At 66.7% G+C, this 20,497-nt stretch carries 18 protein-coding genes; 13 read left to right on the forward strand and 5 right to left on the reverse strand.

Annotation, left to right across the window (positions count from 1 at the left end):
* Nucleotides 1–20 precede the first annotated feature (20 nt).
* The 6 genes from AC5Y2L_RS06695 (at nt 21) to AC5Y2L_RS06720 (ending at nt 10,813) form a co-directional block, all read left to right on the forward strand.
* Nucleotides 21–2,018, forward strand: coding sequence for a bifunctional copper resistance protein CopD/cytochrome c oxidase assembly protein (locus AC5Y2L_RS06695; RefSeq protein WP_499934020.1), 1,998 nt, complete (start codon nt 21–23; stop codon nt 2,016–2,018).
* A 401-nt stretch (nt 2,019–2,419) separates the two neighbouring features.
* Complete coding sequence (locus tag AC5Y2L_RS06700; RefSeq protein WP_499934021.1) at nt 2,420–2,917, forward strand: single-stranded DNA-binding protein; 498 nt, start codon at nt 2,420–2,422, stop codon at nt 2,915–2,917.
* Between the two features lie 245 nt (nt 2,918–3,162).
* On the forward strand, nt 3,163–4,839 hold the full coding sequence (ettA, locus tag AC5Y2L_RS06705; protein ID WP_499934023.1) for an energy-dependent translational throttle protein EttA: 1,677 nt from the start codon (nt 3,163–3,165) through the stop codon (nt 4,837–4,839).
* A 60-nt stretch (nt 4,840–4,899) separates the two neighbouring features.
* The gene (locus tag AC5Y2L_RS06710; protein ID WP_499934024.1) at nt 4,900–9,744 is read left to right on the forward strand and encodes an NAD-glutamate dehydrogenase; all 4,845 of its coding nucleotides are present in this window, start codon (nt 4,900–4,902) and stop codon (nt 9,742–9,744) included.
* A complete protein-coding gene (locus tag AC5Y2L_RS06715; protein WP_499934025.1) occupies nt 9,741–10,157 on the forward strand; it encodes an acyl-CoA thioesterase in 417 nt (138 codons plus the stop codon). Before AC5Y2L_RS06710 ends, AC5Y2L_RS06715 begins: the two co-directional genes overlap by 4 nt.
* On the forward strand, nt 10,154–10,813 hold the full coding sequence (locus AC5Y2L_RS06720; protein WP_499934282.1) for a DUF8010 domain-containing protein: 660 nt from the start codon (nt 10,154–10,156) through the stop codon (nt 10,811–10,813). Before AC5Y2L_RS06715 ends, AC5Y2L_RS06720 begins: the two co-directional genes overlap by 4 nt.
* A gap of 18 nt (nt 10,814–10,831) precedes the next feature.
* Here the strand turns inward: AC5Y2L_RS06720 and AC5Y2L_RS06725 are convergent, their stop codons facing one another.
* Genes AC5Y2L_RS06725 through AC5Y2L_RS06740 form a run of 4 tightly spaced genes read right to left on the reverse strand, consistent with a single transcriptional unit; the run spans nt 10,832 to nt 13,347 of the window.
* Entirely contained in the window at nt 10,832–11,131 is a 300-nt protein-coding gene (locus AC5Y2L_RS06725; protein WP_499934283.1) for a type II toxin-antitoxin system PemK/MazF family toxin, read from the reverse strand.
* Complete coding sequence (locus AC5Y2L_RS06730) at nt 11,131–11,364, reverse strand: YlcI/YnfO family protein (RefSeq protein WP_499934027.1); 234 nt, start codon at nt 11,362–11,364, stop codon at nt 11,131–11,133. Before AC5Y2L_RS06730 ends, AC5Y2L_RS06725 begins: the two co-directional genes overlap by 1 nt.
* Before the next feature lie 34 nt (nt 11,365–11,398).
* Nucleotides 11,399–12,961: a glycoside hydrolase family 13 protein gene (locus AC5Y2L_RS06735; RefSeq protein WP_499934028.1), complete on the reverse strand. Its 1,563-nt coding sequence runs from the start codon at nt 12,959–12,961 to the stop codon at nt 11,399–11,401.
* Nucleotides 12,961–13,347 carry a globin gene (locus AC5Y2L_RS06740; protein WP_499934285.1) on the reverse strand — a complete coding sequence of 129 codons (387 nt, stop codon included), beginning with the start codon at nt 13,345–13,347 and terminating at the stop codon, nt 12,961–12,963. The genes AC5Y2L_RS06735 and AC5Y2L_RS06740 overlap by 1 nt, the downstream gene beginning before the upstream one ends.
* A gap of 137 nt (nt 13,348–13,484) precedes the next feature.
* Here AC5Y2L_RS06740 and AC5Y2L_RS06745 point away from each other — a divergent pair, with 137 nt between their 5' ends.
* The 4 genes from AC5Y2L_RS06745 to AC5Y2L_RS06760 all read left to right on the forward strand — a co-directional run bounded on the left by AC5Y2L_RS06745 (nt 13,485) and on the right by AC5Y2L_RS06760 (nt 15,759).
* The gene (locus AC5Y2L_RS06745) at nt 13,485–14,150 is read left to right on the forward strand and encodes an HNH endonuclease (protein WP_499934029.1); all 666 of its coding nucleotides are present in this window, start codon (nt 13,485–13,487) and stop codon (nt 14,148–14,150) included.
* Nucleotides 14,151–14,214: 64 nt separating this feature from the next.
* Entirely contained in the window at nt 14,215–14,448 is a 234-nt protein-coding gene (gene ctaJ / locus AC5Y2L_RS06750; protein WP_499934286.1) for an aa3-type cytochrome oxidase subunit CtaJ, read from the forward strand.
* Nucleotides 14,435–14,902 carry a DUF5130 domain-containing protein gene (locus tag AC5Y2L_RS06755; protein WP_499934030.1) on the forward strand — a complete coding sequence of 156 codons (468 nt, stop codon included), beginning with the start codon at nt 14,435–14,437 and terminating at the stop codon, nt 14,900–14,902. Before ctaJ ends, AC5Y2L_RS06755 begins: the two co-directional genes overlap by 14 nt.
* 62 nt (nt 14,903–14,964) lie before the next feature.
* Nucleotides 14,965–15,759: a hypothetical protein gene (locus tag AC5Y2L_RS06760; RefSeq protein WP_499934287.1), complete on the forward strand. Its 795-nt coding sequence runs from the start codon at nt 14,965–14,967 to the stop codon at nt 15,757–15,759.
* On the opposite strand, the gene pepN is transcribed toward AC5Y2L_RS06760, so the two are convergent.
* The gene (pepN, locus tag AC5Y2L_RS06765) at nt 15,750–18,341 is read right to left on the reverse strand and encodes an aminopeptidase N (RefSeq protein WP_499934032.1); all 2,592 of its coding nucleotides are present in this window, start codon (nt 18,339–18,341) and stop codon (nt 15,750–15,752) included. The two genes, AC5Y2L_RS06760 and pepN, sit on opposite strands and share 10 nt — an antisense overlap.
* A 101-nt stretch (nt 18,342–18,442) precedes the next feature.
* Between pepN and AC5Y2L_RS06770 the strand changes: the two genes are divergently transcribed.
* The 3 genes from AC5Y2L_RS06770 to AC5Y2L_RS06780 all read left to right on the forward strand — a co-directional run bounded on the left by AC5Y2L_RS06770 (nt 18,443) and on the right by AC5Y2L_RS06780 (nt 20,486).
* On the forward strand, nt 18,443–19,081 hold the full coding sequence (locus AC5Y2L_RS06770) for an Rv2466c family mycothiol-dependent reductase (RefSeq protein WP_499934033.1): 639 nt from the start codon (nt 18,443–18,445) through the stop codon (nt 19,079–19,081).
* 102 nt (nt 19,082–19,183) lie between these two features.
* Nucleotides 19,184–19,663 (forward strand): ribose-5-phosphate isomerase, encoded by a 480-nt coding sequence (locus tag AC5Y2L_RS06775; protein WP_499934035.1) that lies wholly within the window; start codon nt 19,184–19,186, stop codon nt 19,661–19,663.
* Nucleotides 19,664–19,679: 16 nt separating this feature from the next.
* Nucleotides 19,680–20,486, forward strand: coding sequence for an Fpg/Nei family DNA glycosylase (locus AC5Y2L_RS06780; protein WP_499934036.1), 807 nt, complete (start codon nt 19,680–19,682; stop codon nt 20,484–20,486).
* The last annotated feature ends 11 nt before the right edge of the window (nt 20,487–20,497 follow it).

Consider the following 20,497-nt stretch of genomic DNA (forward strand, 5'->3'; position numbering starts at 1 on the left):
CCCGCCCATACCCTGGGTGGATGACGGTTGCCCGCCCCGCCGGTCTGATCTGGCCGCTGGTGACCGGCGTCGCGGTGCTTGCGGGTGGCACGGCGGCTGGAATCGGGGCGTTGTCCCTGGCGAACGCTCTGGCCGCCACCGGCTTGCCCAATCCCGGCCCGGCCACCACGCTGGGCCTGCCGTTCGTCCGCGCGGTCGGTGAGATCGCCGCCGTGCTGGCCGTCGGGGCGTTCCTGTGCGCCGCGTTCCTGGTGCCGCCGCAGCGCACCGGGGTGCTCGACGTCGGCGGATACCGCGCCCTGCGGCTCGGAACGGTGGCGTCGGGAATCTGGGCGGTGTGTGCCGTCTTGCTGGTTCCGTTGACCATCTCTGACGTCTCCGGTCATCCGGTCACCGAGCACCTGAACTTTTCGACGTTGTGGTCGGTGACCAGCATGATCACCGCCGCGTCGGCCTGGCGATGGACCGCGGCGCTGGCCATCATCGTCACCCTGACCAGCCTGTCGGTGCTGCGCTGGTCGTGGACACCGCTGCTGCTGGCCGGATCATTGGTGACGCTGGTGCCCCTCGGCTTGACCGGTCACTCCGCGGCGGGCGGCTCGCACGACCTGGCCACCAACAGCCTGCTGATCCACCTCGTCGCCGCCAGCCTGTGGGCCGGTGGCCTATTGGCTTTGCTCACCCATGTGCTGCGCGGTGGCGAGCACACTGACTTGGCGGTCCGGCGCTTCTCCGCGATCGCATTGTGGTGCTGGATCGCCATGGCGCTCAGCGGCGCCGTCAACGCCGTGGTGCGGGTGCTGCCGTCGGACTTGCTGACCACCGGTTATGGACGGCTGGTGGTCGCCAAATTCGTCGCGCTGTGCGCCTTGGGCATCCTGGGCTGGCGCCAGCGGCGCGCGGGAGTCGCTGCGCTGCAAGCGGATTCGCGACCGCCAACGGGGTTGCTGATTCGGCTGGCGCTGATCGAGGCAGCGGTTTTCGGGCTTACCTTCGGGATCGCCGTCGGGCTGGGCCGCACGCCGCCGCCACCACCGCCCATCCGGATACCGTCGATTCCCGAAGCCGAGATTGGCTACGACTTGGACGGGCCGCCAACCTTGGCTCGGGTGCTGTTCGACTGGCGGTTCGACCTCATCTTCGGCACCGCGGCAATCGTGTTGGCAGGGCTGTACGTGGCCGCGGTACTGCGACTACGCCGCCGCGGCGACACCTGGCCGCCGGGCAGGACACTGGCCTGGCTGTTGGGCTGTGGAGCGTTGCTTTTTGTGACCTCGTCGGGTGTGGGTCGATACATGCCGGCGATGTTCAGCATGCACATGGTGGCCCACATGGGGTTGTCCATGCTGGTGCCGATCCTGCTGGTGCTCGGCGGCCCGGTCAGCCTGGCCCTGCGGGCGCTGCCGGCCGCCGGCCGAGACGATCCGCCGGGTCCGCGGGAATGGCTGTTGGCCGCGTTGCACAGCCGATTCTCGCGGCTCCTCACCAACCCGGTGGTCGCCACCGTGCTGTTCGTCGCCGGGTTCTACGGGCTCTATTTCGGCAGCATTTTCGACGATGCGGTGGGCAGTCACGCCGGTCATCTGGCGATGAACGTGCACTTTCTGCTCAGCGGCTATCTGTTCTATTGGATCGTGATCGGGGTGGACCCCCCGCCGCGACCGATCCCGCCGCTGGCCAAGGTGGCGGTGGTGTTCGCCTCGCTACCGTTGCACGCGTTCTTCGGCGTCGAACTCATGGGCACTCGCCGGGTCCTCGGCGGCGATTATTACCGGTCTTTGGGACTTACCTGGCATACCGATCTCTTGGGCGATCAACGGTTGGGCGGTGGAATCGCTTGGGCGGCAGGGGAACTGCCCCTGGTTCTGGTGATGATCGCGTTGCTGGTGCAGTGGGCGCGCAGCGACCGGCGCACCGCGCGGCGGTTGGACCGGGCGGCCGAACGCGACGACGATGCCGACCTGGCCGCCTACAACGCGATGCTGGCAGAACTCGCGCGTCGCGACGCGCGCCGCTAGGACTGGCTATTGCCGCGACCTCGTGGACGCCGTTCGCTGCGACTTGGTGAACGTCTTTCGCTGCGACTTGGTGAACGTCTTTCGCCGCGACTTGGTGAACGTCTTTCGCTGCGACTTGGTGAACGTCTTTCGCCGAAGCTGTAAATCTGCAGCGAAATGTCGAGAAGAGGCCTGCAAATTTACCGGCTCGGCGCTCGGTCCTTTCGGTTCCGGGCCGACGTCGGCGTCGCCCAGGGGTTTCCGCCCGCGAATCACATGGCCGCCGGTGCTCTTATCCACAGTCACGACTTCCTGCACAGCCCGGGACGGCCACCACGAAGACTTGCCCGGCTTGTCGGTACCCCGGCGCTGAATGGGCACCAAGCAAAAGTGCTGCCTGGAACTAGGAAGGAATCGAGTCAATGTTTGAAACACCGCTCACCGTCGTCGGTCACATCGTCAACGATCTGCAGCGCCGCCAGGTCGGCGACCAGGAGGTCATCAAGTTTCGGGTGGCCAGCAACTCGCGGCGCCGCACCGCCGACGGCAGCTGGGAACCGGGAAACTCGCTGTTCATCACCGTCAACTGCTGGGGCAAGCTGGTCACCGGCGTGGGCGCTGCACTGGGCAAGGGCGCGCCGGTGATCGTGGTCGGCCACGTCTACACCAGCGAATACGAGGATCGGGAGGGCATCCGTCGATCGTCGCTGGAGATGCGGGCCACGTCGGTGGGGCCGGATGTGTCCCGGGCGATCGTGCGCATCGAGAAGCCCGGTTATACGGGTCGGGCCTCGGGTGACGGTCCCGCGCCCGCGATAGCCGGGAGCGACGCCCCTCACGAGGGCAGCGTGACGACAGCTGACCCAGCCGAGCCGGCCGCGGTCGCGAGTGGCCGCTCCGCCCTACCGCTGTCGGCCTAGCGGCGACCGCAAGCGCGGCGGAGCCGGGCGTCGCGGGTCGCCGCCATCGGCCTAGCGGCGACCGCAAGCGCGGCGACCAGCCGGGTGTCGCGGGTCGCCGCCATCGGCCTAGCACGGCATTTCCCCGCGAGCGGATACCACCGTCCGCTCGCGGGGAGTGTCGGGCGACCGCCTCAGCCCTGTTCGGCGGTGCATAGGATGGGCCGCGAGATAGATCTGAAAGACCAGAAAGGCATAACTGCGGCATGGCTGAGTTCATCTACACGATGAAGAAGGTCCGCAAGGCGCACGGCGACAAGGTAATCCTGGACGACGTCACGTTGAGCTTCTATCCGGGTGCCAAGATCGGCGTCGTCGGCCCCAACGGGGCCGGCAAATCGAGCGTCTTGCGGATCATGGCCGGGCTGGACAAGCCGAACAACGGCGAAGCCTTCCTGGCGACCGACGCTACCGTCGGCATCCTCCTGCAGGAGCCGCCGCTGAACGAGGAAAAGACCGTTCGCGGCAACGTCGAGGAAGGGCTCGGCGACATCAAAGTCAAGCTCGACCGCTTCAACGAGGTCGCCGAGTTGATGGCGACCGACTACTCCGACGAGTTGATGGAGGAGATGGGCCGGCTACAAGAGGAGCTGGACCATGCCGACGCGTGGGACCTCGACTCACAGTTGGAGCAGGCCATGGACGCACTGCGCTGTCCACCGCCGGACGAGCCCGTGACGCATCTGTCCGGCGGTGAGCGCCGCCGGGTGGCGTTATGCAAGCTGCTGCTGGCGAAACCGGACCTGCTCTTGCTCGACGAGCCGACCAACCATCTGGACGCCGAGAGTGTGCAGTGGCTCGAACAGCACCTAGCCGCGTACGCGGGTGCGGTTCTGGCCGTGACACACGACCGATACTTCCTGGACAACGTGGCGCAATGGATCTTGGAACTGGATCGCGGGCGTGCCTATCCCTACGAAGGCAACTACTCCACGTACCTGGAGAAGAAGGCGGAACGCCTTGCGGTACAAGGCCGCAAGGACGCCAAGCTGCAGAAGAGGTTGACCGAAGAGCTGGCCTGGGTCCGGTCCGGAGCCAAAGCACGTCAGGCCAAGAGCAAAGCACGCCTGCAGCGCTACGAGGAGATGGCCGCCGAGGCCGAGAAGACCCGCAAGTTGGATTTCGAGGAGATTCAGATCCCCACCGGTCCGCGGCTGGGCAACGTGGTGGTCGAGGTCGAGCACCTCGACAAGGGGTTCGAGGGACGCACGCTGATTAAGGACCTGTCGTTCACGCTGCCTCGCAACGGCATCGTCGGCGTCATCGGTCCCAACGGCGTGGGCAAGACCACGTTGTTCAAAACCATCGTCGGGCTCGAGCAGCCCGATAGCGGAACCGTCAAGGTGGGCGAGACCGTCAAGCTGAGCTACGTCGACCAATCTCGGGCCGGCATCAACCCGAAGAAAACCGTGTGGGAAGTCGTCTCGGACGGGCTGGACCACATCCAGGTCGGCCAGAATGAGATTCCGTCCCGGGCCTACGTCTCGGCGTTCGGCTTCAAGGGCCCCGACCAGCAGAAGCCGGCCGGGGTGTTGTCGGGTGGCGAACGCAACCGGCTCAACCTGGCGCTCACCCTCAAGGAGGGCGGCAACCTGATCCTGCTCGACGAACCAACCAATGACCTTGACGTCGAAACGCTGGGCTCATTGGAGAACGCACTGGAGAAGTTCCCGGGCTGCGCGGTGGTGATTTCCCACGACCGCTGGTTCCTGGACCGGACGTGCACCCACATCCTGGCCTGGGAAGGCGACGACGACAACGAAGCCAAGTGGTTCTGGTTCGAGGGCAACTTCGGCGCATACGAAGAGAACAAAGTGGAACGCCTCGGCGCCGAAGCCGCTCGCCCGCACAGAGTGACCCACCGCAGGCTCACACGCGACTAGTCTCAGCTCTGCCACTGTCTCGCAGAGCGTGGTATCCGTCGCGAGTTGGGAGCAATCGGCATGACGATCGATCCCCGAGCTAGGCACGACGTCGCGGCGTGGACCTCGTTCACGCAGAGCAGCGACATCCCGGAGTGGATCTCGAAGGCCTACGTCGAAAGTTATCGAGGTCCGCACGACGACGCAGAGCAGGCCGCACCGGCGGCCGACCCCGCCTCGCTGGTGACGCCGGCGATGCTGGGCGCCCACTATCGGCTCGGTGAGTTCCGGCCGGCCGGTCAAAGCTGCGTCGGCGTCCACCCGGCAGACGACCCCGGCGGCTTCGGGCCCGCGCTGCAGGTGGTGACCGACCACGGCGGCATGCTGATGGATTCCGTCACGGTGCTGCTGCACCGGCTCGGCGTTGCCTACACAGCGATCATGACCCCGGTGTTCGACGTACATCGCAGCCCCACCGGCGAGTTGTTGAGCATCGAACCGAAGCCCGAAGGCAGCTCGCCCTATGTCGGCGAGGCGTGGATTGACGTCCAGCTTTCCCCGTCAGTCGACAGCAAGACCCTCGCCGAGGTCGAACGCCTGCTGCCGAAGGTGTTGGCCGACGTCCAGCGCGTCGCGGCGGACGCGGCGCGGATGATCGCCATGCTGGGCGAGCTGGCCGGAAAAGTCGACAGCAACGCCGACGGCCGCTACTCGGCGCCGGACCGCGAAGAGGTTGCGGCGTTGTTGCGCTGGCTGAACGACGGAAACTTCCTGCTGCTCGGTTACCAGCCGTGCCGCGTGCAGGACGGTTTGGTCATCGGCGACGGCACCACCGGCCTGGGCGTACTGCGCGCCCGCTCCGGCACCCGTCCCCGGCTGACCGACGACACCAAGTTGCTTGTCCTTGCTCAGGCCGCGGTGGGCAGTTACCTGCGCTACGGGGCCTACCCGTACGCCATCGCGATTCGCGAGAACCTGGCCGACGGCGGCGTTTTGGAGCACCGCTTCGTCGGCCTGTTCACCGTCGCGGCCATGAATGCCGACGTCTTGGAGATCCCGATGATCTCCGGACGCGTACGCAAGGCCCTGACCATGGCCGACAGCGACCCCGCCCACCCGGGCCAACTGCTGCTCGACGTCATCCAGACCATGCCGCGGCCGGAGCTTTTCACATTGAGCGCCGAACGGCTGTTCGCGATGGCCAAAGCCGTGGTGGATCTGGGGTCGCAGCGGCGTGCGCTGTTGTTCCTGCGCGCCGACCGCCTGCAGTTCTTCGTGTCCTGCCTGGTGTATGTGCCCCGCGACCGCTACACCACCGCGGTGCGGTTGCAGATCGAAGACATCCTGGTTCGCGAGTTCGGAGGGACGCGCCTGGAATTCACCGCTCGGGTCAGCGAATCACCTTGGGCGCTAATGCATTTCATGGTGCGGCTGCCCGAGGGAGACCCGAATGCGGCCCCGGTCGACGTGTCGGAAGCCAATCGGCTCCGGATCCAGGCGTTGCTCAGTGAAGCCGCCCGCACCTGGGCCGATCGCCTGATCCAAGCCGCGGCAGACCTCTCCCACGGCGCCGTCTCACGATCCGACGCCGAACATTACGCAACTGCCTTCTCCGAGGCCTACAAGCAGGTCGTCACGCCGGCCGACGCCATCAACGACATCACCATCGTCAACGACTTGGCCGACGATTCGGTCAAGCTGGTGTTCGCCGAGGGCGACGAGCGCGGAGTCGCCCGACTGACCTGGTTCCTCGGCGGGCGCAGCGCCTCGCTGAGCGAGCTACTGCCGATGCTGCAGAGCATGGGCGTTGTGGTGCTCGAGGAGCGCCCGTTCACGGTGACCCGGCCCGACGGGCTGCCGGTGTGGATCTACCAGTTCAGGATCTCGCCGCATCCGACGATCCCCGTTGCCGCGACGGAGTCCGAACGCGACGAAATGGCACAGCGGTTCGCCGACGCGGTGACCGCGATTTGGCAGGGCCGCGTCGAGGTCGACCGATTCAACGAACTCGTCATGCGGGCAGGGTTGACCTGGCAGCAGGTCGTGTTGCTGCGCGCCTACGCGAAATACCTGCGGCAGGCCGGTTTTCCGTACAGCCAGTCCTACATCGAATCGGTGCTCAACGAGCATGCCTCCACCGCGCGGTCCTTGGTCAACCTGTTCGAGGCGCTGTTCGACCCCGGGCCGTCGGGGGCGTCGGGCAGTCGCGATGCGCAAGCGGCCGCCGCCGAGGTCGCGGCGGACATCGACGCGCTGGTCAGCCTGGACACCGACCGCATCCTGCGCGCCTTCGCGTCGTTGGTTCAGGCCACGCTGCGGACGAATTACTTTGTGACACGCGAAGGTTCGGCCCGCAGCCGCGACGTGCTGGCGCTCAAACTGAACGCCCAATTGATCGACGAGCTGCCGCTGCCGCGTCCCAAGTTCGAGATCTTCGTCTACTCGCTGCGGGTGGAAGGCGTGCACCTGCGCTTCGGCCCGGTGGCCCGGGGCGGCCTGCGTTGGTCCGACCGCCGCGACGACTTCCGTACCGAAATCCTGGGCCTGGTCAAGGCGCAAGCGGTCAAGAACGCCGTGATCGTGCCCGTCGGCGCCAAGGGCGGCTTCGTGGTGAAGAAGCCGCCGCTGCCCACCGGCGACGCCGTCGCCGATCGCGACACCGCCCGCGCCGAAGGCGTTGCCTGCTATCAGCTGTTCATCTCCGGGCTGCTCGACGTCACCGACAACGTCGACCACGCGACCGGAGACGTCAATCCGCCCCCGGAAGTTGTTCGGCGCGACGGCGACGACGCTTACCTGGTGGTCGCCGCCGACAAAGGCACCGCCACGTTCTCCGACATCGCCAACGACGTCGCCAAGTCCTACGGCTTCTGGCTGGGTGATGCGTTCGCCTCCGGCGGGTCGGTGGGCTACGACCACAAAGCGATGGGTATCACCGCTCGGGGTGCGTGGGAGGCGGTCAAACGGCATTTCCGCGAGATGGGCGTCGACACCCAGACCGAGGACTTCACCGTCGTGGGCATCGGCGACATGAGCGGCGACGTCTTCGGCAACGGCATGCTGTTGAGTAAGCACATTCGGCTGATCGCCGCGTTCGACCACCGGCACATCTTCCTGGATCCGGACCCCGACGCCGGTGCTTCCTGGGACGAGCGCAAGCGGATGTTCGACCTACCCCGCTCGAGCTGGGAGGACTACGACAAGTCGCTGATCAGCGAGGGCGGCGGGGTGTACAGCCGCGACCAGAAAACCATTCCGATCAGCGCGCAGGTCCGCGCCGCCCTGGGCATCGAGGGGGACGTCAAAGAGCTGGCGCCGCCGGCTCTGATCCGGGCGATCCTGCAGGCTCCGGTGGACCTGCTGTTCAACGGCGGCATCGGCACCTACATCAAGGCGGAGACCGAATCCGACGCCGACGTCGGAGACCGCGCCAACGATCCGGTGCGGGTCAACGGAAATCAGGTGCGCGCCAAGGTAATCGGCGAAGGCGGCAATCTCGGGGTCACCGCCCTGGGTCGCGTCGAGTTCGATCTGTCCGGTGGGCGCATCAACACCGACGCGATGGACAACTCGGCGGGCGTGGACTGTTCCGACCACGAAGTCAACATCAAGATCCTGATCGACTCGCTCGTCACGGCGGGCAAAGTCCAGCCCGACGAGCGCACCCCGCTGCTGGAATCGATGACCGACGAGGTTGCGCAGTTGGTGCTGGCCGACAACATCGACCAGAACGACCTGATGGGCACCAGCCGGGCGAACGCTCCGAGCCTGCTGCCCGTGCACGCCGATCAGATCAGGCACCTGGTGGCAGAACGTGGCCTGAACCGCGACCTGGAGGCGCTGCCGTCGGAGAAGGAGATTCACCGGCGATCCGAGCTCGGGATGGGCCTGACTTCGCCCGAGCTCGCCACGTTGATGGCGCACGTCAAGCTGGCCCTCAAAGAGGATGTGCTGGCCACCGAACTGCCGGACCAGGACGTGTTCGCGTCCAGGTTGCCGGAATACTTCCCCAAGCCGCTGCGGCAGCGGTTCACCCCGGAGATCCGGTCGCATCAGCTGCGTCGCGAGATCGTCACCACGATGCTGATCAACGATCTGGTCGATACCGCCGGCATCACCTACGCGTTCCGGATCACCGAGGATGTCGGCGTCACTTCGATCGACGCGGTGCGCACCTGGGTCGCCACCGACGCCATCTTCGGCATCGGCCACATTTGGCGGCGCATCTTGGCGGCGGACCTGCCGGTCGCCCTGTCGGACCGGCTGACCCTGGATACCCGTCGGCTGATCGACCGGGCCGGACGTTGGCTGCTCAACTATCGCCCGCAGCCGCTGGCCGTCGGCGCGGAGATCAACCGGTTCGCCGCGAAGGTCAGGTCGTTGACGCCGCAGATGTCGCAATGGTTGCGCGGTGACGACAAAGCCATCGTCGAAAAGGAAGCCAAGGAATTCACCGAGCAGGGCGCACCCGACGATTTGGCCTACCGCGTCGCGGCGGGCCTGTATCGCTACAGCCTGCTCGACATCATCGACATCGCCGACATCACCGAGATCGAGCCGACCGAGGTCGCGGACACCTACTTCGCCCTGATGGACCGGCTGGGCACCGACGGGCTGCTGACCGCGGTGTCCCAGCTTCCCCGACATGACCGCTGGCATTCTTTGGCGCGCTTGGCAATTCGCGACGACATCTATGCCTCGCTGCGGTCGTTGTGTTTCGACGTGCTGGCTGTCGGGGAGCCCGACGAGAGTGGCGAAGAGAAGATCGCCGAATGGGAACACACCAGTGCGTCGCGGGTGGAACGGGCGCGCCGCACGCTCACCGAGATCTACGAGAGCGGCGCCAAGGATCTCGCGACGCTGTCGGTCGCGGCGCGACAGATCCGCCGAATGACAAGGACCAGCGGACGAGGATCGTCTGGATGAGCGTCGGGTTCGTCGCGCCGGTGCCGGTGCGCTGGTCGGACATCGACATGTACCAGCACATCAACCACGCGACCATGGTCACCATCCTCGAAGAGGCGCGCGTCCCCTTCCTCAAGGAGCCATTCGGCGCGGACATCACCACCATCGGGCTGCTCATCGCCGACGTGCGAGTCACCTACAAAGATCAACTGCGCCTTTCCGATTCGCCGCTGCAGGTGACGATGTGGACCAAGCGGCTGCGTGCGGTCGACTTCACGCTGGGCTACGAAGTGCGTTCGGTCAACGCCGATCAGAAGTCCAAGCCGGCCGTCATCGCCGAGTCACAACTCGCCGCGGTGCACATCAAGGAACAGCGGCTGGTGCGCCTGTCTCCACACCATCGGGAGTATCTGCAACGGTGGATCAGGGAATAGCGCAGGGACCCGAGCGTGGGCTCTGGCTGCGCGACGCGGCCCACCGCGACGATCTGGCCACGTTCGTAGACCACGCGATGCGGCTCGACGACGCCGCGGTCATCCGGCTCCGCGCGCGATCCGCCGGACTGCTGACCGCTTGGGTCGCAACGGGTTTCGACGTGTTGGCCAGCCGGGTGGTGGCCGGCAAAATGCGCCCGGGTGACATGTCGGTTGGTGCGGACGGGCTGGCCCGCGGGCTTTCGGCAATGGACTCCTCCGGCTACGTCGACCCCGGTTTCCCGATGGATTCGGCATGGCGGGGCGCACTGCCACCGGAATCCGGTTTTGTCCACCTGGACGACGTGCCCGCTCGGGTGCTGCTGGACCTGGCAGCCAGTGGTGCCCGACTTGCCAAGGAGCACGGCAGTTCTCATGGTCCGCCGACGTCACTGCTGGACCAGGAGGTGATTCGGGTCAGCTCGGCCGACGTCAGCGTCGGGTTACCCATGCGCTGTGTGTTCGCTTTGACCGCAATGGGTTTCCTGCCGCAGGCACCCGATGACCAAGCCGACGAAATCATCCGGGTCCGGATCATGCCGTCGTGGCTACGGGTCGACGCCCGGTTCGGCTCGGTGTTCCGGCGCCGCGGTCAGGCCGCGCTGATGCTGCGCTGAATTATGTTGGCAACCGTGCTATTCCAGGTCGAATGCGGCGCGGATTGCTTCAGAAAGCAGCGGCTCCTGCTCCGGTAGCAGATAGCCGATATGCTGTCCTATCGCGTTTGCGGGGATGGTGGTGATGTTGTCGCAACTGACGACAGACGTCTGCGCAAGTCCATTCCCGGTACCGACCGTTACCTCGGTGGACAAGCCGCGAATGGTGCTGGTGATGGGCGCAATGGTTACCCGCGTAAGGTGCGGCCGGACAAGCTCGCGAGTCAAGACGACGACGGGTCGTGTTTTGTCGAGGTGAGCGAGATGGATTGGCCGCATCACTCGGCGTCAAGGGACAGCTTCGCGGCGAATTCGGCCAGTGCGTCGAGGTCGGGATCGGGTCCGCTGGCGGCATAGATCTCGGCGTCGCGGGCGGCGAGCTGGCGGCGCTGCTCGCGTTCGAGAGCACGTAGTACAACTGCGGCGCGGCTGGGTGCGCGCTTCTCGCTCACCTCGCGATCGAGGAAGGCGACGACTTCATCGGGTAGCCGGACAGCAATCTGGGTGCTCATACCAAAACGGTACCAAAATGGGATGCAATCCGCCTCATACCAGCCAGGCCGCGCTGTCAGGTGGCAATCGATCGCCCCGCAAAGTCGCGCTGGCCAGGATGACCCTCCCGGGCGGCAGCTTGATCGGGCGCTTGCCGGCATTCAGGGCGCATACCACGCCGCCGGGGCGCCGGAAGATGAGCATCCCGCGCGGCGCGCTGAGCCACTCGATACCGCCGCCAGCAAATTCCGAACGGCCCCTGCGTAATTCGAGTGCCTGACGAAAAAACGACAACATAGAGCCCGGATCGGCACGCTGCTTCTCCACGGTCAGAGCCGTCCACTGCGCCGGCATCGGCAACCAGGTGTCCGCACAGGTCGAGAAGCCGAACGGGGGAGTGTCACCGGACCACGGCATCGGAACCCGGCAGCAGTCCCGGCCGCGTTCGGTATGTCCCGAGCGCTCCCACGTCGGATCCTGCAGCACCTCGTCCGGCAAGTCGACGTCGGGCAAACCGAGTTCTTCACCGTTGTAGATGAACACCGCACCCGGCAGGGCGAGCATCAGCATCGCCATGGCCCGCGCCCGGCGCAGCCCGATCGCGCCACCGCCATAGCGGCTGACCTCGCGGCCCACGTCGTGATTCGACAGCGTCCAGGTCGGCGTGGCACCCTGCAGCGCGACCGCTGCCAGTGAATTGTCTACCGCGTCGCGGATTTCGGCCGCGTCGAACTCGGTTTGAGTCAGCCGGAAATTGAACCCGAGGTGCAGTTCGTCGGGACGCAGGTACTCCGCCCAGCGGACGTTGTCGCGAACCCAGACCTCCCCGACCGTCACGGCGCCGGGATAGTCATCCACGATCGCGCGGATGTCCCGATGGATCGCATGCACGTTGGGGTGGTCGAAGCGGGGATCGTCGTCGGTGTGGCGCAACACCTTGGAGTCGCCGGGGGCGTCCGGCAGGTCCGCCGGCTTGGCCATCCCGTGCGCCACATCGATGCGGAAGCCGTCCACGCCGCGTTCCAGCCAGAACCGCAGCGTTTTCCCGAAGTCGTCGAAGACATCCGGGTGGTCCCAGTTCAGATCGGGCTGCTCGGCGTCGAACAGGTGCAGGTACCACTGGCCAAGATTGCCGTCGGGTTCGACCACACGGGTCCAGGCCGGCCCGCCGAAAACCGACTCCCAGTTGTTGGGCGGCAGCGACCCGTCCGGGCCGGCGCCGTCGCGGAAGAAATAGCGATCCCGAGCCGCGCTGCCGGGCCCGGCGGTCAGCGCCGCCCGAAACCACGGATGCGCCGAGCTGGTGTGGTTGGGCACCACGTCCATGGTGACCTTGATGCCCCGCTGGTGCGCCGCTGCAATCAGCCGCTCAAACGCGGCCAGGCCGCCGAACAACGGGTCGATGTCACGGGGATCGGCGACGTCGTAGCCGTGGTCGGCCATCGGCGAGACGGTGACCGGATTGATCCAGATCGCGTCGACCCCAAGGTCTTTCAGGTAATCAAGATGCGAAGTCAACCCGTCCAGGTCGCCGACGCCGTCGCCGTTGCTGTCGGCGAACGACCGCGGATACACCTGGTAAAAGACGGCGTCCGACCACCATGGCTGAGCGCCCATCAAAAGGGAGAGTTGACGAGGGAGTGGGCGGCCATTTCCAGGTACTCGAGCAACTCGCGGCGGTGCTCGTCGTCCAGGGTCTGCGAGTCGATCGAGGCCACCGCGGTGTGCATGCACCGCAGCCAGGCGTCCCGCTCGATGGGCGTGATCCGGAACGGGACGTGACGCATCCGCAGCCGGGGATGGCCACGCCGGTCGGAGTACGTTCGCGGGCCACCCCAGTACTGCTCGAGGAACATGCGCAGCCGCTCCTCGGCGCCCTCGAGGTCGTCTAACGGATATACCTCGCGCAGTATCTCGTCCTCGGGGACCTGCGCATAGAAGCGCGAAACGATCGTATTGAAGGTCTCGGCACCGCCGACAGCGTCGTAGAAAGACTGTTGCACCTGATCCATCTCCCCCATTGTGAGGCATCGCCACAGCCGGTGGATGGCGCCGGTTGTTCACGGGGTCGTCACGGCACGCACCTGCAATATGGATGCGTTTGGCGTCGAATCATGGTGGACTGTTCCGCGGAGGATTTATGGCGCAGCGCAAGAGACGCCGCAGCCACCGCAGTTCCGGTGCCGCGGCAGGATTAACCGGCCCACCGGCCGCGCCGTGCCTACATAGTGTCGAGGGTTATCCGCGTGCCGACACCCATCCGCCCACCCGTCACGAGAGCGCGTCGATATGGAGCCGACGGCGGGTGTTGCTGCTGAACTCCACCTACGAGCCGCTCACCGCTTTGCCCATGCGCCGCGCGATCGTCATGGTGATGTGCGGTAAGGCCGACGTGGTGCACGACGACCCGGCCGGGCCGGTAATCCACTCGGCGACGAGGTCGATCGTGGTGCCGTCGGTGATCCAACTGCGGACGTATGTGCGAGTGCCCTACCGCGCCCGGGTGCCGATGACCCGGGCCGCGCTGATGCATCGCGACCGCTTCTGCTGCGCCTACTGCGGCGGCAAGGCCGACACCGTGGACCATGTGGTGCCGCGGAGTCGTGGTGGCGACCATACCTGGGAGAACTGCGTCGCATGCTGTTCGACGTGTAATCACCGCAAGGGCGACAAGCTGCTCGCCGAACTCGGCTGGGCGCTGCGCCGGACGCCGCTGGCGCCGACCGGCCAGCACTGGCGTCTGCTGTCCACCGTCAAGGAACTGGACCCCTCGTGGGCCCGGTACCTGGGCGAAGGCGCAGCCTGAGCGCAATCTCGAGTCCTGACTGCAGCGGCACCGCCGGTGGGATACGGTTTGCGTCGTGAGCGTTCTGCAGATCCATCTCCTGATCGTCGGAATCCCGCTGGTACTGGTGGCGGTGCTGGCACTGCTGATCTGGTCGCGCAAGGGGCCCCACCCCGCGACCTACAAACTGTCCGAGCCCTGGACACATCCACCGATCCTGTGGGCCGCCACCGACGAAGCGGTCGGCGGCGGGCATGGACACGACGGTCACGGCGAAGCGCAGTTCACGGTGGGAGGTGGCGCCAGTGGCACATGGTGAGGTTGCGACGATCGAGCCGACCGAGCTCCCCAGGGGCTGGGCGCTGACCACCAGCGGCCGGCTGTCCGGGGTCACCGAGCCCGGAGAGCTCTCCGTGCACTACCCGTTTTCCATCAAGGATCTCGTCGCCATCGACGACGCCCTGAAATACGGCTCGCGGGCGTCGCATGCGCGGTTCGCCATCTACCTGGGTGACCTGGGCAGCGACACCGCCGCGCGGGCGCGCGAGATGCTGGCCAAGGTACCGACTCCGGACCACGCCGTGCTGCTCGCCGTCTCACCCAACCAGCGCGTCATCGAGGTGGTGTACGGTTCGGCGCTGCGCGGTCGCGGCGCGGAGTCGGCGGCGCCGCTCGGGGTTGCCGCCGCTTCGTCGGCATTCGAGCAGGGCGACCTGGTCGACGGGCTGGTCAGCGCCATCCGCGTGCTCAGCTCGGGGATTGCCCCGGCCTAATCTCCGCGCGAGCCTTGGCTCCACCGGTAAACCGCTACCAGCAGGCGCTACAGGCCGCCGGGCTGCTCGGCGACACCGGATCGGGCGGTTACTCCCAGTGGCTGGCCAATGCCGAACACCGGCAAGCGGACCCGGCGGTGGTGGTCGAAATCGCTCAACAGCACGCCATCGCACCCGACAGTTTCGGGGTGCTGCGCGCCATGGAGGAGATCAAGGACCCGCTGGGCAAGTCGTTCTACCTTCTGCCTCGGGGCATTCGCGGAGACGATGCGCGCGAGGCGGTGCTGATGACCTACGTCCTCAACGCCGGCACCGATTACGGCAAGGCGGGGGAGCGGCCCGGAGTCACCAACGACTTCCCCGAGACGCCGTATTCAGCCGCCGAGGTGCAGCGCATCGCCGACCGCCAGCGGGCCAACCGGTGGAGCTACCGCCAGGACGTCGGGTTCGTCGACCGGAGCGGCGGACGGCTGGTGACGACGCCCAACGGCATGCTGATGGCCCTGGGCGGCAACCGGATCCTGCGGCTGTTCAGCCGGCACGGCGGCACCGCGTGGGGTGACATTTTCATGGTCAACATCGGCGCCGAGAACCCAGACGACGCCGCCCAGCTGCTCCGCTTGATCATCGAGTCCGGGCACGCCTGGTATGCCGACCGCACTGGCCGGCCCGTCGAGACCAACCTCGCGCTGGACCGCGTCCTGCACCACGAGGAGCGGCACAGCGCCCAGTGGGCCGCCAGGGGCCATGCGGGCATGATCGCGAACTATGGGCGGGAAGTCATCCGCGAGCGGATCTTTCGCAAGACCAACCGGATCGAGCAGGACGCCGGCCTGTCCGACGGCGGCTACCGCTGATCTTCCTCGGCATCGAACTTCCGGGCCCGCAGCGAGCGCTTCACCGCCGCCTGACCTTCCAGGACCAGCCGGCGCAGGGCCGGCGGAACCTCGGATTCCGGCGCGGCCAAAAACCTGTCGGCGGCCGCGACACCGTCGTCGCTGATGTCCCAATGCGGGTACAGGCCCACCACCACCGACTGGGCGACTTCGCTGGATCGCCGGGCCCAGACTCCCGGGATCGCCTCGAAGTAGCGCGTCGTGAACGGTTTGAGCAGCTCGGCCTGACCCGGCGCGACGATGCCCGCGATGATCGCCCGGCCGGCGGCGTTGGCCAGCGTGTCGTCCTCGACGACGGTGGTGAACGCCTCTTCTTTGACGCTGAACTGCGGCCGTGCGGCTGACGCCTGGGCGCCGTGGCGCTTGCCGGCTGCGGTCGGGTCGCGCTGAATCTCGGCATCGATCCGCGGCGACTCGGGCCCGTCGGCGTCGATGGCCCCGGCGGTCGCCAGCGCGGTCACGATGCGCCAACGCAGATCCGTGTCGACAACCAGGCCGGCCAATCCCAGCTCGGCGGGGTCGGCATCGAGCAGCGCAGTGAGCACCTCCACGTGCCGCGGCGAGAGCACCGACGAGCACAGCGCGTTGACGTAGGCGAGCTGATGATCCGATCCGGGTTCTGCGGCGCGGGCCAATTCCAGCACCCGGTCGGCGAACTGCGGCCAGCCGTGCTCGGCGGCCCAGCCCTGCTCGGCGTAGGAACTCAGCGCCGTCTGCGCCTGCAACAGCAGGCGCTGCAGCACTGTGAGCTCGGTTTCGCCCTGGACGCCGCCGGACACCAGGGCCACGAAGTCGCGGGCCCGCAGCTCGGCGTCGCGGGTCATCTCCCAGGCCGCCGACCACGCCAGCGTGCGGGGCAGCGGATTAGCGATGTCGGCGATCCGCTGCAGCGCGGTCTGCAGGGACGCCTCATCCAGCCGCAGCGAGCAGTAGGTCAGGTCGTCGTCGTTTACCAGGATCAGCTTGCCCCGCGAAACACCAACCAGCGCAGGCACTTCCGTCTCCGGGCCGTCCACGTCGAGTTCCTCGCGGTGCACCCGCACCAGCTTGCCGGCGTGGTCCTCGTCGTAGATACCGATCGCCAGCCGGTGCACTCGGGTCTCGCCGGCTCCCGGCGCGGCGCCGCTCTGTGTCACGGTGAAGCGGGTGAACCTGCCGTCCGCATCCACGTCGAATTCCGGCCGCAGGGTGTTCAGGCCGGTGGTCTTCAACCACTGCTGGCCCCAATTCGACAAGTCACGCCCGGACGCCTTCTCCAGCGCGCTCACCAGGTCGTCGAACGTGGCGTTGCCGAACGCGTGGGTCCGGAAGTAGTCGCGCAGACCGGCCAGGAAGTGCTCCAGCCCCACGTAGGCGACCAGCTGCTTGAGCACCGAGGCGCCCTTGGCGTAGGTGATGCCGTCGAAGTTCACCTCGACGGCGGCCAGGTCGGGGATGTCGGCGGCGATCGGGTGCGTCGACGGCAGTTGGTCCTGACGATAGGCCCACGACTTTTCGACGGTGGCGAAAGTCGTCCAGGCCTCGGTGAATTCGGTGGCCTCGGCCTGGCACAGCACCGAAGCGAAGGTGGCGAAGGACTCGTTGAGCCACAGATCGTCCCACCAGGTCATCGTGACCAGGTCGCCGAACCACATGTGTGCCATCTCGTGCAGCACGGTCTCGGCGCGTCGCTCATACGAAGCCCGGGTGACTTTGCTGCGAAAGACATAGTCTTCGAGGAAGGTCACCGCGCCGGCGTTTTCCATTGCGCCGGCGTTGAATTCGGGCACGAACAGCTGGTCGTACTTGCCGAACGCGTACGGCATGCCAAAGTGCTTGTGGTAGAAGCCGAATCCCTGCTTGGTTTGGGTGAACAACCGCTCGGCGTCCATATGCTCGGCCAGCGACGCCCGGCAGTACAGGCCCAGCGGGATCTCGCCGTGTTCATCGGAGTACGCGTCCGCCCACGATGCGTAGGGGCCGGCGATCAGGGCAACCAGGTAGGTGCTCATCCGCGGCGTGGTGGCGAAGGTGTGGATGCCGTCGGAGACGTCGGTCGCCGCGGCGTTGGAGATGACCTTCCAGTGCTTGGGTGCAGTGACCCGCACGTCGAACGTGGCCTTGAGATCGGGTTGGTCGAAGCAGGCGAACATCCGCTTCGCATCGGCGGTTTCGAATTGGGAGTACAGGTAGGTTTCGTCGTCCACCGGGTCGACAAAGCGGTGCAGGCCCTCGCCGGTGTTGGAGTAGCGGCAGTCGGCGTCGACGACGAGCTCATTGCGTTGGGCCAGTCCCGTCAGTGGGATGCCGGTCGATTCGTCGTAGCCCGAGACGTCGACTTCCCGGCCGTTGAGGCGGGCGCTGCGGACCGTGTCGGCGGCGATGTCGATGACGGTGTCGGCGCCGGGGAGGGCGTCGAACACCACGGTGGTGGTGGACCGGAAGATCCGTTCGCCTGGACCGCCGTCACCGTCCGTCAGGTCGAGATCGATGCGGTAGTTGTCGACGGTGATCAGGGTGGCGCGTTCGGCAGCCTGGTCCCGGGTGAGGTTAGGAAGAGCCACGCGTCCCAACTTAGACGTCGGGACGGGAACAGGCGCGCGGCGATTACGGTTGTGGGAAACGGTGTTCTGACCGTCTTGAACCTCGAGGAGAGGACTGCGCAATGGCTGACAAGGCCGCTACGAAAAAGGCCGCCGAGAAATCCGCCGCCGATTTCTGGTTCGACCCGCTGTGTCCGTGGTGCTGGATCACGTCCCGCTGGATCCTCGAGGTGGAGAAGGTCCGCGACATCGAGGTGCATTTCCACGTCATGAGCCTGGCGGTGCTCAACGAGAAGCGTGAGGACCTGCCCGAGCAGTACCGGGAAGGCATGAAGAAGGCCTGGGGGCCGGTGCGGGTGGCGATCGCCGCCGAGCAGGCACACGGCGCCAAAGTGCTCGACCCGCTCTACACCGCGATGGGCACCCGCATCCACAACGAGGGCAACAAGGACCTCGACGAGGTCATCAAGCTGTCGCTGGCCGACGCCGGACTGCCGGCGGAACTAGCCGAGGCCGCCACCAGCGACGCCTACGACGACGCTTTGCGCAAAAGTCACCACGCCGGGATGGATGCCGTCGGCGAAGACGTCGGCACCCCGACCATCCACGTCAACGGCGTGGCGTTCTTCGGGCCGGTGCTGTCGAAGATTCCGCGCGGCGAAGAGGCCGGCAAGCTGTGGGACGCGTCGGTGACGTTCGCCGCCTATCCGCACTTCTTCGAACTCAAGCGGACCCGCACCGAGCCGCCCCAGTTCGACTAGGAGCCCCGGCCGAGTGTGAAACACCCGACGCAACACGCCGGTGCAACGTCGCGGAGTTCACTCTCGCGGGATGCTGGCGAGGGCGTCGGGCACAATGTCGGCATGCGCGTCTACCTGGGGTCAGACCACGCCGGATTCGAGCTCAAACAACAGATCGCCGAGCACCTGAAGAAGACCGGGCACGAACCGGTCGACTGCGGCGCCTTCAGCTACGACGCCGACGACGACTACCCGGCGTTCTGCATCGCCGCCGCGACGCGCACCGTGGCCGACCCGGGCAGCCTGGGCATCGTGCTGGGCGGTTCGGGCAACGGTGAGCAGATCGCCGCGAACAAGGTTCCCGGGGCCCGCTGCGCGTTGGCGTGGAGCGTCGAGACCGCGCAACTCGCCCGACAACACAACAACGCCCAACTGATCGGCATCGGCGGGCGCATGCACACCCTCGAGCAGGCGCTGGCCATCGTCGACGCGTTCGTGTCCACACCGTGGTCGAAAGCCGAACGCCACCAACGGCGAATCGACATTCTCGACGAATACGAACGCACCCATCAGGCGCCGCCGGTCCCCGGCGCGGTGTCCTGACGAAAGCTCCGAAACCATGCCCGAAGGGCATACCCTGCACCGGCTGGCCCGGCTGCACCAGCGCCGGTTTCGCGGCGCGCCGGTTTCGGTGTCCAGTCCGCAGGGACGATTCAGCGGGCCCGCGGCTGTAGTCGACGGGCGGGTGTTGCTGCGGGCCACGGTCTGGGGCAAGCACCTGTTTCATCACTACGCGGGCGGCCCGATCGTGCACGTGCATCTCGGCCTGTACGGCAGCTTCACCGAATGGCCGCGTCCGGCTGACGGGCCGCTTCCCGACGCGGTCGGACAAGTGCGGATGCGGATGGTGGGCGCCGAGTACGGCACCGACTTACGCGGGCCGACCGTCTGCGAAGTGGTGGACGAGGGCCAGGTCGCCGACGTCGTGGCCCGGCTCGGACCCGACCCTTTACGCGCCGACGCCGATCCGTCCTGGGCGTGGAGCCGGATAGCCAAGTCCCGCAGGCCTATTGGCGCGTTGCTGATGGACCAGACGGTCATCGCCGGCGTGGGCAACGTCTACCGCAACGAATTGTTGTTCCGGCACGGCATCGACCCGTATCGGCCCGGCCGAGGGATTAGCGAGGCGGAGTTCGATGCCGCGTGGACCGACCTGGTGGCGCTGATGAAGGTGGGCCTGCGCGGCGGCAAGATCATCGTGGTCCGGCCCGAGCACGATCACGGTCCGCCGTCATACCGGCAAGGGCGCCCCCGCACCTACGTGTACCGGCGCGCCGGCGATCCTTGTCGCGTGTGCGGGACGACGATCCGCACCGCGGTGTTGGAGGGCCGAAACGTCTTCTGGTGCCCTACCTGTCAGGCCTGAAGCCGGATTGG

The sequence above is a fragment of the Mycobacterium sp. NGS66 genome (assembly GCF_059812225.1).

Bases quoted from the DNA above. Each gene is read 5' to 3' on its own strand.
- AC5Y2L_RS06695 (WP_499934020.1), top strand. From the start codon at position 21: ATGACGGTTGCCCGCCCCGCCGGTCTGATCTGGCCGCTGGTGACCGGC.
- AC5Y2L_RS06700 (WP_499934021.1), top strand. From the start codon at position 2,420: ATGTTTGAAACACCGCTCACCGTCGTCGGTCACATCGTCAACGATCTG.
- ettA (WP_499934023.1), top strand. From the start codon at position 3,163: ATGGCTGAGTTCATCTACACGATGAAGAAGGTCCGCAAGGCGCACGGC.
- AC5Y2L_RS06710 (WP_499934024.1), top strand. From the start codon at position 4,900: ATGACGATCGATCCCCGAGCTAGGCACGACGTCGCGGCGTGGACCTCG.
- AC5Y2L_RS06715 (WP_499934025.1), top strand. From the start codon at position 9,741: ATGAGCGTCGGGTTCGTCGCGCCGGTGCCGGTGCGCTGGTCGGACATC.
- AC5Y2L_RS06725 (WP_499934283.1), bottom strand. From the start codon at position 11,131: ATGCGGCCAATCCATCTCGCTCACCTCGACAAAACACGACCCGTCGTC.
- AC5Y2L_RS06730 (WP_499934027.1), bottom strand. From the start codon at position 11,364: ATGAGCACCCAGATTGCTGTCCGGCTACCCGATGAAGTCGTCGCCTTC.
- AC5Y2L_RS06735 (WP_499934028.1), bottom strand. From the start codon at position 12,961: ATGGGCGCTCAGCCATGGTGGTCGGACGCCGTCTTTTACCAGGTGTAT.
- AC5Y2L_RS06745 (WP_499934029.1), top strand. From the start codon at position 13,485: ATGGCGCAGCGCAAGAGACGCCGCAGCCACCGCAGTTCCGGTGCCGCG.
- AC5Y2L_RS06770 (WP_499934033.1), top strand. From the start codon at position 18,443: ATGGCTGACAAGGCCGCTACGAAAAAGGCCGCCGAGAAATCCGCCGCC.
- AC5Y2L_RS06775 (WP_499934035.1), top strand. From the start codon at position 19,184: ATGCGCGTCTACCTGGGGTCAGACCACGCCGGATTCGAGCTCAAACAA.
- AC5Y2L_RS06780 (WP_499934036.1), top strand. From the start codon at position 19,680: ATGCCCGAAGGGCATACCCTGCACCGGCTGGCCCGGCTGCACCAGCGC.